Below are 12638 nucleotides of genomic sequence, written 5' to 3'. Positions count from 1 at the left end.
CTCAGAACGGCAGCATCGACTGGAAGAAGCGCGACAGCATGTTGCTCACCTCGGCGCGGTCGACCCGGCTGTTGGTGCGGTATTCGACGCGGGCGTCGGCGATCACGGTCGAGGACACGATGTTGCCGGTCTGGATGGTGTCCGGCGCCACCATGCCCGAGAAGCGGATGAACTCGATGCCCTTGTTCATCGCGACCTGCTTCTCGCCGGCCACGATCAGGTTGCCATTCGGGAGCACTTCGGTGACGGTGACGCCGATGGTGCCCGAGAAATTGTTGGACGCGCTTTGGGTGTCGGCATCGGCGAACTTGCTCGCGCCTTCCAGTCCCACGCCGGCGCCCAGCTTGGCCTGCAGCGGGCCCGGCACCGAGAACTCGGCGCTGCCCGACTTGCTGCCGGTGCTGGCGCCCGACTTGCCGGCCGAGGTGCGCTCGGTGATGTTCACGGTCAGGAGGTCGCCGATGTGGCGCGCGCGGCGGTCTTCGAACATGGGGCGGTAGCTGCCCGCGCTGTAGATGGCGCCGTCCAGGGCTGGCGCGGCCTGCACCAGCATCGGACGCGACGAGGTCGGGCCCTGGACGATGGTGCTCGGAGTGCTCGAGCAGGCGGCCAGGGCCGACAGCGCGAAGATGGCGAACAGGTTTTTCATGCTTTGACAGTGGTGTGCGTGGGTTACAGCTGCGACAGTTTCTGCAGCATCTGGTCGGACGTGGTGATCGCCTTGCTGTTGATCTCGTAGGCGCGCTGGGTCTGGATCATGGCGACCATTTCCTCGACCACGTTGACGTTCGACGATTCGACATAGCCCTGCATCAGCACGCCGGCGCCATTCGTGCCGGGCACGTTCAGGTTCGGATTGCCCGAGGAGCCCGTTTCGACGTACAGGTTCTCGCCGCGCGATTCCAGGCCCGACGGGTTGATGAAGGTGGCCAGCTGCAGCGAACCGACCTGGGTCGGGGCCACGGTGCCCGGCATCTTGACCGAGACCGTGCCGTCGCGCCCGACCGTGATCGACTCCGCATTGGCGGGAATCGTGATGGCCGGCTCCACCGCATAGCCGCTGGAGGTCACCAGGCGGCCGTTGGCATCGCTCTGGAAAGAGCCGTCACGGGTATAGGCCTGGGTGCCGTCCGGCAGCAGCACCGGGAAGAAGCCGGTGCCGTTGATCATGACGTCCTTCGGATTGCTGGTGAGCTGCGGGTTACCCTGGGTGAACATGCGCTCGGTGGCGACGGCGCGCACGCCGGTACCGATCTGCAGGCCCGATGGCAGGTTGGTCTGCTGCGAGGATTGGGCGCCGGGCTGGCGCACGTTCTGGTACAGCAGGTCCTCGAATACCGCACGCGAACGCTTGAAGCCGCTGGTGCTGACGTTGGCGAGGTTGTTGGTGATGACGTCGAGGTTCGTTTGTTGCGCTTCGAGGCCGGTCTTGGCGATGAACAGCGAACGGATCATGGAATTCTCCTGTGGGCGGCGGACGGAGGCCGCCATGTACAGGAGAATTATGCTGCAGCAACTATCAATTCAAAGCGAGGATCTGGGTGGCTTTCGCGGCGTTATTCTCAGCGTTCTTCAGCAGGCTCATTTGGGTGTCGAAGGAACGTGCCAGGCTGATCATGTCGACCATCGAGTCGATCGCGCTCACGTTGCTGCCCTCGAGCGCGCCGCCGGCCACGCGCACCGCCGGGTCGGCCGCGGCGGCGCTGCCGTCGCGCATGCGGAACATGCCGTCGTCGCCGCGCACCAGGTCGGCGTCCGCCGGATTGACCAGCTTGATGCGGCCCAGGATCACCGGCACCGCCGGCTGGTCCACCCGCGACATGGTCGAGATGGTGCCGTCGCCGCCGATGGTGACGGTGGCGTCGGGCGGAATCGTGATCGGACCGCCCTCGCCCGCGATCGGCACGCCGCCGGCGGTGGTGAGGATGCCGTTCGGGCTCATCTGCAGCGAGCCGTTGCGGGTATAGGCTTCGGTACCGTCCGGCATCTCGACCGCCAGCCAGCCATTGCCCTTCACCGCAACATCGAGCTCGCGCCCGGTCACCTGCAGCGCGCCGGGCGCGAAGTTGGCGGCCGGCGTGGAATTGACCACGAAGGCGCGCGTCGGCAGGCCCTCGGCCTGCACCGGCACCGCGCGGAACACGTCGAGCTGGGCGCGAAAGCCCGTGGTGTTCACGTTGGCCAGGTTGTTCGAGGTGGTGGCCTGCTTCTCGAGGATGTGCTTGGCGCCGCTGGCGGCGGTGTAAATCAGGCGGTCCATGTTTTTCTCTCTTCTTGTGACGGCGGACGATGCGCATCCTCCGTAGGGTGGGCGGGTCTCCCGCCCACGCGGTGATAGTGAGCAGCAAGATCATCCGGCGCGATAGCGGAGCCGGTAGCGATCACCGCGTGGGGTGATGCGGTCCAGCGGACCGCATCACGAGCCGCCCACCCTACGCTTATTAACGCAGGTTCACCAGCGTCTGCAGCACCGAGTCCTGGGTCTTGATGGTCTGCGCATTCGCCTGGTACACGCGCTGCGCGGTGATCATGTTGACCAGTTCCGCGGTCAGGTCGACGTTCGAGCTTTCCACCGCCGACGATTGCAGCACGCCCATGCTGCCCGAGCCCGGGGTACCCATCAGCGGCACGCCCGAGTTGGCCGATTCGGCCCAGGCGTTGTTGCCGAGCGACTCCAGCCCGTTCGGGTTGGTGAAGTTGGCCAGCACCACCTGGCCCAGCGCACGGGTCTGGCCATTGCTGTACTGGCCCAGGATGGTGCCGTCGGCGCCGGCGCTGAAGCGCTGCAGGGTACCCGGCGAGTAGCCGTCCTGCAGCAGCTTCTTCTCGCTGGTGGCGATGCCGTACTGGGTGGTGCCGTCGAAGTCGATCTCGACCGGCAGCACCAGTTCCGCGCCGGTGTCCGGATAGATCGGCACGTCGTAGGTCATCTTGCCGCCCTGGGTGGTCACCAGCTTGTTCAGGTTGCCGCTGGTGTCGAAGCGCAGCGTGCCGATCACGGCGGCCGGGACGCGGATCGCCTTGGTCATGGCCGCATCGACCTGTTCCGGGGTCATGCCGGGCACGATCGCCACGGCATCGGCGGCGGCCTGGATCGCGAGCTGGTTCTCGGGCGTCGCCAGGCCGGCGGCGGCCGCCGCCGTCACCAGCGCGCCGGCCTCGGCCGCATAGGCCTGCAGCGCGGCCGTCATGTCGGCCGGCACCGGCGGCACCGCGCGCGACGCGGCTTCCCAGGCGGCGCGGGCATCGTTCACGGCGGTGAAGGTGGGGCCGATGCCGGTGGCGGCCGCGGCCGCCTTCAGGGCGTTGACTTCGACGCCGTCGTTGGCGGCATACACGTTCCAGGTGCCGGCGTCGGTCTTCACGTAGTAGGTCGACAGCACGTGCGCGTTGCCGAGGGTGTCGTAGACGCTGAGCGGGGTCTGGCGGTTGTAGGTGGTCGGGTCGTTGATGTCGAACGGGGTCGTGGTCGGCGGCAGGCTGCGCGAATCCAGGTTCAGCTGCACCTGGATCTTGCTGGTGGCGACCGGATCGAGGTCGGCGGTCTCGATGCGCAGCGCCACCGGGGCGCCGGCGGCCAGCTGGCCGTTCGCGTTCAGGCCGTAGCCGGTGAGGCGCGCGCCCTGAGCGTTCACCATGTAGCCGTTCTTGTCGAGCGAGAACTGGCCGTTGCGGGTGTACTGGATCATGCCGGCGGTCTCGGTGCGGAAGAAGCCGGGGCCGTTGATCGCCATGTCGAGCGGATTGTTCGAGGATTCAACGTTGCCCTGCGAGAACTGCTGGGCGATCGCCGCCACCTTCACGCCGATGCCGGCGCTGACCCCGCCCGCGCCGCTGAGCGAGTTCGCATACACGTCGGCGAACTGGGTGGTGGCGCCCTTGAAGCCGACCGTGCTGGCGTTGGCGATGTTGTTACCGATGACGTCGAGGGATTTGGCTGCGCCGTTCAAGCCGCTCAGGCCTTGTTGGAAAGACATGGTGTACTCCTGGATGAATGAAGTAAGCGGCTCGGCTTACAGGACTTGTTTAATATCGGCCATGGTCACGGCGCCCTTGCCCGGCAGGTTAAGCCGGATGCCGTCCTTGGCGTTGGTGGTGACGCTGGCCACGCTGTCGAAGGACAGCGCGCGCGCATCGGTCAGGGGTTCGCCGCCGCGCAGGGCCACCACGCGGTAGGTATAGCCGCCGTCCGGCAGCGCCAGCGGCTTGCCGTCGGCTCCGAGCGCGTTCGCGTCCGGCACGCCGTCCCAGGCGATCGGCACCACGCCGCGTTCCTGGGCGCCGAGGTCGATGGTGGCGACTTCCTTGCCGGTCTTGTTGCTGGTGACGACCACCTGCACCTTGTCGGCCGGACTGTCGAGCTCGACGCCGAGGATGGCCTTGCCGCCCTGCAGCTGCAGCTTGTTGCCTTCGACCAGCACGCCGTGGCCGATCAGGTTGGTCGCCTGCATCGCCTCGGACGACTGGTAGCTCGTCTTGAGCGACTCCAGCGTGGTATTCAGCTTGTTGACGCCGGTGACGGTCGAGAGCTGGGCCAGCTGGCTCGTGACCTGGGCATTGTCGAGCGGGTTCAGCGGGTCCTGGTTCTTCAGCTGGGTGACCAGGAGGGTCATGAACTTGTCGGTGTCGGCCTGGACGCTGTCGACTTCCTTCTTCTTCGGGTTCATGTTCGACATCAGTTCGTTGATGCCTGCCGGTGGCGCCGGGCTGTTCGAGACGGTGGTCATGGTGTGCTTCCTGCGGGGTTACTGGCCCAGGGTGAGGGTCTTGAGCAGCATGTTCTTGGCCGCATTCATGGTTTCGACGTTGGTCTGGTAGGAGCGCGAGGCCGACAGCATGTTGACCATCTCGTCCACCACGTTCACGTTCGGCATCGACACATAGCCCTTCTCGTCGGCCATCGGGTGCTTGGGGTCGTAGACCTGCTTCAGCGGCGAGGGGTCCTCGACCACTTCGCGCACGCGCACCGCGGTGGCGCCGGACTGCTGCGGCACGGCCTCGAACACGACCGCCTTGGCGCGGTAGGCTTCGCCGCTGGCGCTGGTGGCGCTGTCGGCGTTGGCCAGGTTGGAGGCCACGGTGTTCAGGCGCTGCGCCTGGGCGCTCATGGCCGAACCGGAGACATTGAAGATATTGAAGAGGGACATGGTCGCTTGTTCCGCTAGTTGATCCGCCAGGGCGCTTACTGGCCCTGGATGGCCGCCATCAGGCCCTTGATCTGGCTGTTGATCATGGTGATGCCCGCCTCGTAGCGCAGCGCGTTGTCGGCGAACTGGTTGCGCTCGACATCCATGTCGACCGTATTGCCGTCCACGCTGCCCTGCACCACGCCGCGGTACAGCAGCGGGGTGCCGTTGGCCAGCAGGTCGCCGCTGGCGCCGCCCTGGCCGATGTGGCGGGTGGCGGTGGTGGCCAGCGGGCCGGACGCGTTCTTCGGGCCGAGCGCGTTCTGCAGCGCGCTGGCGAAGTCGATGTCGCGCGCCTTGTAGTTCGGGGTGTCGGCATTGGCGATGTTCGACGCCAGCACTTCCTGGCGCTGGGCGCGCAGGGACAGGGCTTTTTCGTTGAAACTCAGGTACTGGTCGATCTTGCCGATCATGCCGCCTCCGGGTGGATGCTTGTTGGGACAGGATCGATAATACGTACAAGCAACAAAACGCAATCGAAGGAGTAAGACGCCCAAAACCCGGCTATTCCCGGTTTCGCGGCATGCTCCCCCTACCTAGAATGGCAGCATCTCCCCGAACCCATTGCGCCATGAAGCTCATCCCCGGCCTCCTTGCCACCCTGCTCTGCCTTGCGGCCCTGCCCTGCGCCAGTGCGGCCCCGGCCCAGCCTGTCCAGCCTTCCCAGCCTTCCAGCGCCCAGCGCCAGGCCCTGCCGGTGCTGCGCGCCGTGGCCGAGCAATACCTGCAGACCCAGGCGGCCGGCCTGCCGGGCCAGGTGAGCATCAAGGTCGGCCAGGTCGACCCGCGCACCAGCCTGGCGGCCTGCCCGGCGCCGGAAGCCTTCCAGCAGCCGGGCGCGCGCGCCTGGGGCAAGACCACGGTCGGGGTGCGCTGCAGTGCGCCGCAGGCCTGGACCATCTACCTGCAGGCCACGGTCAGCGTCGTCGCGGATTATGTGGTGGCGGCGGTACCGCTGGCCCAGGGCCAGCCGGTCGAGGCCGGCCAGCTGGGCCTGGTGAAGGGCGACATCGCCGCCATGCCGAACGGAATCATCACCAACCTGGCCCAGGCCATCGGCCGCACGCCGACCGCTTCGCTGCCGGCCGGCACCGCGCTGCGCATCGATACCCTGAAGGCGAAGCCGGTGGTGCAGCAGGGCCAGGCCGTGCGCCTGGTATCGAAGGGCGCCAACTTCGCGGTGTCGAGCGAGGCGAAAGCCTTGAACAATGCCGGCGAAGGCCAGGTGGCGCAGGCGCGCACCCGGTCCGGCACCGTGGTAAGCGGCACGGCGCGCGCCGGCGGCATCATCGAGGTGGCGATCTAGGCCATGCAGGCGCGTACGCCAGGTGCCCCCTTATTTTCCCGAACAGCCTTTTCTGCGCTAAAGTTTGTGACATCCTTGCCGATACACGAAGCAGATACCGGAGTTTCCGCTCCGAACAGAGAAGGATGATGCTGTGAAAATCAACGATAACCTCAAGGGCCCGGCCCTGCAGCCAGCCAACACCAATGGCGCGGCCAGCGCGCGCGGCGCTGCCACGGCCGCCGGTGGTGCGGCGACCGCGGCCACGACGGCCAATCCCGGCGCCACCGACAGCGTGCGCCTGTCCTCGGCCGGCCAGGCCATGGCCAGCGCGATTGCCGGCAATAACCAGGTTTTCGACACCAAGAAAGTCGAACGCATCAAGATGGCCATTGCCGATGGCCAGTTCCAGGTCAACTCGGAGAAGGTCGCCGACGGATTGCTCGATACCGTGCGCGACCTGCTCCACTCACGCAAGCGATAGCCTTCCATGCCCACCAGCCCCGTCACCACTCTTGCCGCAGAACAGCAACACCTCAGCGCCCTGCTGGCGCTGATGAAAGAGGAACAGCAGCTCCTGGTAGCCGCTGACGCCGATGGGCTGGCAGAACTCACTCCCCGCAAGAATACCCTGCTGCAGGCGCTCGCCGGCCTCGCGGCGCAGCGCCATGCGGCCCTCGGCGCGGCCGGCTGCGAAGCGTCGGAAGCCGGCATGGAAGCCTGGCTGGCCGTGTCCGGCGGCCTGGAGGCGCGCAGCCAGTGGGACGCCCTGCTCGGCCTGGCGCGCGAGGCGAAGGAAGCCAACCGCGTCAACGGCATGCTGATCAGCAGGCAGCTGGCCCACAACCAGGGCATGCTGAACGCCCTGCGTATGCCGGCCGGCGCCGAAACCGGCGGCCTGTACGGCGCCAGCGGCCAGGCGCTCGGCGGCGGACCGTCGAAGCGTTACGTGGTGGGCTGAACGCGCCCTCTTCTTTTGAGCAGCCGCACCGACTGCATCACCGTGGTTTGACCGCGTGGGCAAGGGACTTGCCCACCCTACTTGCCGAAGGCGCGCAGGTCGGTCTTGCGCAGCAGGGCCACGTTGGCGCGCTGCTCCCTGGTAAAGCCGGCCAGCATGTCGGCAGCCTGCTTCTTGTTCATGGACGGCTCCAGCCCGACGAACATCCCGGCATGCAGCATCGCGTAGGTTGACAGCGCGAACTCGCGGGTGCTCAGGCCGTGTTTGGCGAGCACGGCCTTCGCGCGCGGCTCCTTGTCCAGCACACGGGCGAAGGCCTCGGCCGACAGGTTGTTGTTGCGCTCATCCTCATTCCCGTCCCCGTCGTCCTGCTTCTCGAGTTTCCTGATGTCGGGAGCGGCGGCCTTCAGCTTGGCGAGCAGGGCCGGGGTCAGCAGGAAGTGCTCTTCGGGCTCGGCTGCCTGCGCCTGGGTGGTGCAGAGCAGCAGGGCGACGAAGGTGGCGGCGAACAGCTTGCTTGGTTTCATGGTCTTACCTTTGCATGTTTGGACAGGCGTGGAGTATAGGGTGAGGCTCAGCCGCGGAAGACCCCCACCGGTGGTGGATTCGTCCGACGGCGCCGTGCGCCTGACCCTTGCCCGGGAGCCAGGCGGGCACGTAAACTACCGTGCCCAGCCCAGCAATCTTCCAGCCAGGATCAAATGAACAAGTCTCCCAACAGCCGTCTCGTGTACTCGACCGAAGGCGGACGCATGTGTCCCGAATGCCGGCAGCAGCTCAGCGCCTGCGTATGCAAGGCCAAGGCCGCGCCACCTGGCGACGGCGTGGTGCGGGTGTCGCGCCAGACCAAGGGACGGGGCGGCAAGTGCGTCACGGTCGTGAAAGGGCTGGCGCTCGATGCGGCGGCGCTGGCGCTGCTGGGCAAGCAGCTGCGCACCGCCTGCGGGTCGGGCGGGACGGTGAAGGATGGGGTGCTCGAGGTGCAGGGTGACCATTGCGAGATGGTCATGAACACGCTCGAGGGCCTGGGGCACCGGCCGAAGCGGGCGTAGGGTGGGCGGATTTTCCGCCCACGCGTTCAGATCACAGTACTGCAGCCCGTGCGGCTGATGACATCGTCCCTATCACCGCGTGGGCGGCGAGGCCGCCCACGCTACGAAACACGCAGCAGCGCCTCGATGCCCTGCGGCTCCACCGGGCGGCTGAAGCAGTAGCCCTGCATCTGGTCGCAGCCGCGCGCCTGCAGGAAGGCCAGCTGCTCATTGGTTTCCACGCCTTCGGCGATCACGTTCAGCTTCATCGAGTGCGCCAGCGCGATCACGGCATTGACGATGGCGGCGTCGTCGGCGTCCTGGGTCAGGTCCATCACGAAGGAGCGGTCGATCTTGAGGCTGTGGATCGGGAAGCGCTTCAGGCTGGCCAGGCTCGAGTAGCCGGTGCCGAAATCGTCGATCGCCAGCTGCACCCCCATCGCGGCCAGCTGGCCCATGGTCTCGGTGGCCGCGGCCGGGTTTTCCATCAGCACGCTCTCGGTGATCTCGAGCGTCAGGCAGCCCGGATCGCAGCCGGTTTCCTCCAGCAGCGCCGCCACGCGCTGGGCCACGTCCTGGCCCAGGAACTGGCGCGCCGACAGGTTCACGCTGATGCGCACCGGACCGATGCCGGCGCGCACCCAGGCCACCTGCTGGCGCATGGCGGTGGCCAGGACCCAGTCGCCGATCGGCACGATCAGGCCGGTCTCCTCGGCGAGCGGAATGAACTCCGCCGGAGAAACCATCGGATGCCCGGCCGGCTGCCAGCGCAGCAGGGCCTCGACCCCGGTCACGCGGCCGCTGCCGATGTCCACCACAGGCTGGTAGTGCAGCAGGAATTCGTCGCGCTGCAGGGCGCGCTGGAGCGCCCCTTCCAGGCGCAGGTGCTGGGTGGCCTGCTCGCCCATCTCGGCGGTATAGAAGGCGACCTGGTTGCCGCCCTGGGCCTTGGAGCCGTACATGGCGCTGTCGGCGCACTTGAGCAGGGTGGCGCCATCCAGGCCGTCGCCCGGGTACATGGCGATCCCGATGCTCCCCGACGGGAACACTTCCTGGCCGCACAGGGCGAGCGGCTGGAACAGGTTGTCGAGCAGCTTGCGCGCCACCTTGCCGGCGTCTTCCTGGCCGCCCAGGTCGGGCAGTACCACCACGAATTCGTCGCCACCCTGGCGCGCCACGGTGTCGCTTTCGCGCAGGCTGCTTGAGAGGCGGCGCGCGATCTCGACGATCAGGGCGTCGCCGGCATCGTGGCCCAGGCTGTCGTTGACATGCTTGAAGCGGTCCAGGTCGATGAACATCACCGCCACCTGGCGCCCGGCGCGGTGGGCCTGCATGATGGCCTGGCTCAGGCGGTCATGCATCAGGAGGCGGTTCGGCAGGCCGGTCAGGGCGTCGTGGTTGGCCATGCGCAGCAGCGCTTCCTCGGCCTGTTTCTGGCGCTGGATGTCGCGCACCACGCAGATGAAGCGCTGGTTGCCGCTGGCGTCGCGCATGCTCGAGACGTTGACGCTGACCCAGACCTGGCTGCCGTCGCGCCGCAGCAGGCGCTTCTCGCGCTGGTAGTCGGCGACCTCGCCGCCACGCAGGCGCGCGATCATGGCCTGCTCCTCGGCCAGGTCGTCCGGGTCCATGAACTGCTGGTAGAAGCGTTGCAGCAGTTCGATCTCGGAGTAGCCGAGGATCTGCGACATCTTGCTGTTGGTGCGCAGCACGCGCCCGTCGCCGCCCAGCAGCACGATGCCGACCGCGGCCTGGTTGAAGGTGAGCCGGAAGAATTCCTCGCTCTCCTGCAGACGCAGCCTGGCCTTGCGGCGGAAGGTCATGTCCTGGCCGATCACCAGCAGCATCGGGGCGCCGTCCTTGTAGGCGCGGCGGATGTTGAAGTCCGCGTAGCGCACGCCGTCGGCGCGGCCGTCGAGCGTCACCAGCACGTTGTCGTGCGGCGCGCCGGAGGCGAGCGCCTCGGCGGCGCGCCCGGCCAGCTCCGCACTCGGGATCAGCTCTTCCAGCGCAAGCCGCTGCTCCAGCAGCAGGTCGTCCGGCACGTCGAGCAGGTCGGCCATCATCCGGTTCATCGAGTGGGCGCGCAGTTCGGCGTCGACCACCATCAGGCCGGCCGGCATGCCGTCGATGACCTGCTCCAGGTAGTTCTGGTTTTGCCGCAGGCTGCGCTGGCCGGCGTGCGCATAGGTGTCGAGCGCCAGGCCCATGTCGAAGCAGACGATCTTGAGCACCGCGTCGACCGCCGCATGGAAGCGTTCCGGCTGTTCCTGCAGGCGGCGCCACAGCAGGCCGACCAGCTCGGACAGGTACTTGCGGTAGGCGCCGATGTACCACTTCTGGTCGAGCCCGATGCGTTCGTGCGTCGCGCCCACACGCAGGCGCTCGCGGATGTAGTCCTCGTCGTAGTCGCCGGCGGTCAGGCTGTCGAAATACGACGCCTGCACCCGGCGCAGGCGCGCCTCGACCCCACCGCCCAGCATGGCCCGCAACTGGGGGAAGGACATCAGGTGCGCATAGAAGCGCTCCGAGAACAGGTCGCGGTGCATGGCCAGCAGCCCATGCACGTCGCGCAGCGTCTCGACATCGTCCTCGCCCAGCTCGAGGAAGGCCTTGCGCGCGGCGACTTCGTCCTGGTCGAGGCCGATCTCGCGCGCCAGCTCGTCCACGTCATCCTGGAAGCCGTTCATGACTGGCCTCCTGAACGACAGGAGGGGGATCGGTGCTGGGTGTACATGAGAAAGCCTGCGCTGGCGGAAGGGGAAGATTTATGCCGAGATATTGTTATTGCATAATAGCAATGATCGTAGCAGGAATCGAGTAAACATTGGTTACACCCTTTATTTGTTGTTTATCAGCCATAGTATGCATGGGTAGTTTGTTGCCATGAATAAATGGCTTCTTGTTACTACTCAATAGGCATGTCGGTTGGCGGGGGCACATTGGCCGGGTTGCCATCTCGTGGAGCCCCGCATGCGCCTTGTCGTCCTTCCCTCTTTCGTGCTGCTCTGCTGCGCCTTGCCCGCGCCAGCGCAGGAACTCGATGTGCGCCTGGCGCCGCTGCGCACCAGCACCGCGCGCGGCGACGAGGTGCTGGTGCGCGTCACCCTGCGCAACACTGGCGCCGCGCCGCGCTTCCTGCTGTCCTGGCAGGTGCCGCTGGGCGAGATCACGGCGCCGCTGTTCGAGGTGCTGCGCGACGGCCAGCCGGTGCGCTACCTCGGCATGCTGGCCAAGCGCCCCGCCCCGGGGCCTGATGATTACCTGCGCATCGAACCGGGCGCCGCCCTCAGCGCCACGGTCGAGCTGTCGGCACTGTACGAGATGCATGTGACAGGCAGCTACCAGGTGCGCTACCGCAGCGCCGGCCCCGCCCTGCTGGCCGGCGCGCCGGATGGCACGGGTGCGATGCAGCCGCTGCCGGGCAGCCTGGTGTCGAATCCGGTCGAGATCTGGGTCGAGGGGCGCCTGCCGCGCGGCACCCTTGCGCCATCCAGGCTGGCGGCGGGCGCGGCCGATCCCGCCTTCCCGAAATGTTCGAACGCGCAGCAGGAACAGCTGGGCGCGGCCCTCGGTGCCGGGCGTGCGATGGCGCGCGATGCGCAGCGCTACCTGGACGCAGGAACCGGAACAGGCGCCGGGACGGGCGCCGGGACAGGCACCGGATACGGGGCGCGCTACGCCACCTGGTTCGGCGCACCCGACGCGGAGCGCGTCGCGGCCGTTAGGACCCGGGTCGGCGCGATCCGCGACGCGTTCGAGAACCGGCCAGTGGCGATCGACTGCGGCTGCAAGGAGAAATACTTCGCCTACGTGTATCCGGCCCAGCCGTACACGGTGTACGTGTGCAAGGCGTTCTGGAGCGCGCCGCTCACGGGGACCGACTCGCGCGGCGGCACGCTGCTGCACGAACTGAGCCACTTCGACGTGGTGGCGGGCACGGACGACCATGTGTATGGCAAGGCGGGGGCGGCGGAGATGGCGCGCAGCGATCCGGCAAGGGCGGTGCGCAATGCGGATTCGTATGAATATTTCGGGGAGAATGCGCCGCCACAGCGCTAGGGAAGCGCTGAACAAATAGGTTGTGTGGCCGTTCCGACGTGACAAGACCTGCACCAGACCGGACCGTGGTCGAGATCAGCTATTTTTCGCGCTCCAGCTTGGGCGTCACGCTC

At 67.2% G+C, this 12638-nt stretch carries 14 protein-coding genes; 5 read left to right on the top strand and 9 right to left on the bottom strand.

Annotation, left to right across the window (positions count from 1 at the left end; genetic code table 11):
- Nucleotide 1 precedes the first annotated feature (1 nt).
- The 7 genes from LCI23_RS18910 to flgB all read right to left on the bottom strand — a co-directional run bounded on the left by LCI23_RS18910 (nucleotide 2) and on the right by flgB (nucleotide 5599).
- Nucleotides 2-649, bottom strand: a complete 648-nt coding sequence (locus LCI23_RS18910; RefSeq protein ID WP_224948004.1) for a flagellar basal body L-ring protein FlgH — start codon at nucleotides 647-649, stop codon at nucleotides 2-4.
- Nucleotides 650-672: 23 nt separating this feature from the next.
- Nucleotides 673-1455: a flagellar basal-body rod protein FlgG gene (gene flgG / locus LCI23_RS18905; protein WP_224948003.1), complete on the bottom strand. Its 783-nt coding sequence runs from the start codon at nucleotides 1453-1455 to the stop codon at nucleotides 673-675.
- Between the two features lie 64 nt (nucleotides 1456-1519).
- Nucleotides 1520-2260: a flagellar basal-body rod protein FlgF gene (gene flgF, locus LCI23_RS18900; protein WP_224948002.1), complete on the bottom strand. Its 741-nt coding sequence runs from the start codon at nucleotides 2258-2260 to the stop codon at nucleotides 1520-1522.
- Nucleotides 2261-2441: 181 nt separating this feature from the next.
- Nucleotides 2442-3977: a flagellar hook protein FlgE gene (locus tag LCI23_RS18895; protein WP_224948001.1), complete on the bottom strand. Its 1536-nt coding sequence runs from the start codon at nucleotides 3975-3977 to the stop codon at nucleotides 2442-2444.
- Between the two features lie 36 nt (nucleotides 3978-4013).
- The gene (locus LCI23_RS18890) at nucleotides 4014-4727 is read right to left on the bottom strand and encodes a flagellar hook assembly protein FlgD (RefSeq protein ID WP_224948000.1); all 714 of its coding nucleotides are present in this window, start codon (nucleotides 4725-4727) and stop codon (nucleotides 4014-4016) included.
- Between the two features lie 18 nt (nucleotides 4728-4745).
- Nucleotides 4746-5147 carry a flagellar basal body rod protein FlgC gene (gene flgC, locus LCI23_RS18885; protein WP_224947999.1) on the bottom strand — a complete coding sequence of 134 codons (402 nt, stop codon included), beginning with the start codon at nucleotides 5145-5147 and terminating at the stop codon, nucleotides 4746-4748.
- Nucleotides 5148-5182: 35 nt separating this feature from the next.
- Nucleotides 5183-5599, bottom strand: coding sequence for a flagellar basal body rod protein FlgB (gene flgB, locus LCI23_RS18880; RefSeq protein ID WP_224947998.1), 417 nt, complete (start codon nucleotides 5597-5599; stop codon nucleotides 5183-5185).
- A gap of 158 nt (nucleotides 5600-5757) precedes the next feature.
- Here flgB and flgA point away from each other — a divergent pair, with 158 nt between their 5' ends.
- The 3 genes from flgA to LCI23_RS18865 all read left to right on the top strand — a co-directional run bounded on the left by flgA (nucleotide 5758) and on the right by LCI23_RS18865 (nucleotide 7432).
- A complete protein-coding gene (gene flgA, locus LCI23_RS18875) occupies nucleotides 5758-6492 on the top strand; it encodes a flagellar basal body P-ring formation chaperone FlgA (protein ID WP_224947997.1) in 735 nt (244 codons plus the stop codon).
- Between the two features lie 133 nt (nucleotides 6493-6625).
- The gene (gene flgM / locus LCI23_RS18870) at nucleotides 6626-6955 is read left to right on the top strand and encodes a flagellar biosynthesis anti-sigma factor FlgM (protein ID WP_224947996.1); all 330 of its coding nucleotides are present in this window, start codon (nucleotides 6626-6628) and stop codon (nucleotides 6953-6955) included.
- Between the two features lie 6 nt (nucleotides 6956-6961).
- Nucleotides 6962-7432, top strand: coding sequence for a flagella synthesis protein FlgN (locus LCI23_RS18865; protein ID WP_224947995.1), 471 nt, complete (start codon nucleotides 6962-6964; stop codon nucleotides 7430-7432).
- Between the two features lie 77 nt (nucleotides 7433-7509).
- Here LCI23_RS18865 and LCI23_RS18860 read toward each other — a convergent pair whose 3' ends face one another.
- Nucleotides 7510-7959: a hypothetical protein gene (locus LCI23_RS18860; protein ID WP_224947994.1), complete on the bottom strand. Its 450-nt coding sequence runs from the start codon at nucleotides 7957-7959 to the stop codon at nucleotides 7510-7512.
- A 174-nt stretch (nucleotides 7960-8133) separates the two neighbouring features.
- On the opposite strand from LCI23_RS18860, the gene LCI23_RS18855 reads away from it, so the two are divergent.
- A complete protein-coding gene (locus LCI23_RS18855) occupies nucleotides 8134-8484 on the top strand; it encodes a translation initiation factor Sui1 (protein ID WP_224947993.1) in 351 nt (116 codons plus the stop codon).
- Between the two features lie 101 nt (nucleotides 8485-8585).
- Here the strand turns inward: LCI23_RS18855 and LCI23_RS18850 are convergent, their stop codons facing one another.
- The gene (locus LCI23_RS18850) at nucleotides 8586-11153 is read right to left on the bottom strand and encodes an EAL domain-containing protein (RefSeq protein WP_224947992.1); all 2568 of its coding nucleotides are present in this window, start codon (nucleotides 11151-11153) and stop codon (nucleotides 8586-8588) included.
- Between the two features lie 283 nt (nucleotides 11154-11436).
- Between LCI23_RS18850 and LCI23_RS18845 the strand changes: the two genes are divergently transcribed.
- Entirely contained in the window at nucleotides 11437-12525 is a 1089-nt protein-coding gene (locus LCI23_RS18845) for a M35 family metallo-endopeptidase (protein ID WP_224947991.1), read from the top strand.
- The last annotated feature ends 113 nt before the right edge of the window (nucleotides 12526-12638 follow it).

It is taken from the genome of Massilia sp. MS-15, from assembly GCF_020176695.1.
Taxonomy (GTDB): Bacteria; Pseudomonadota; Gammaproteobacteria; order Burkholderiales; family Burkholderiaceae_D; genus Telluria; species Telluria hydrophila.
The sequence above is the reverse complement of the archived record's forward strand: the minus strand, read 5'-3'. Positions and strand labels throughout refer to the sequence as shown.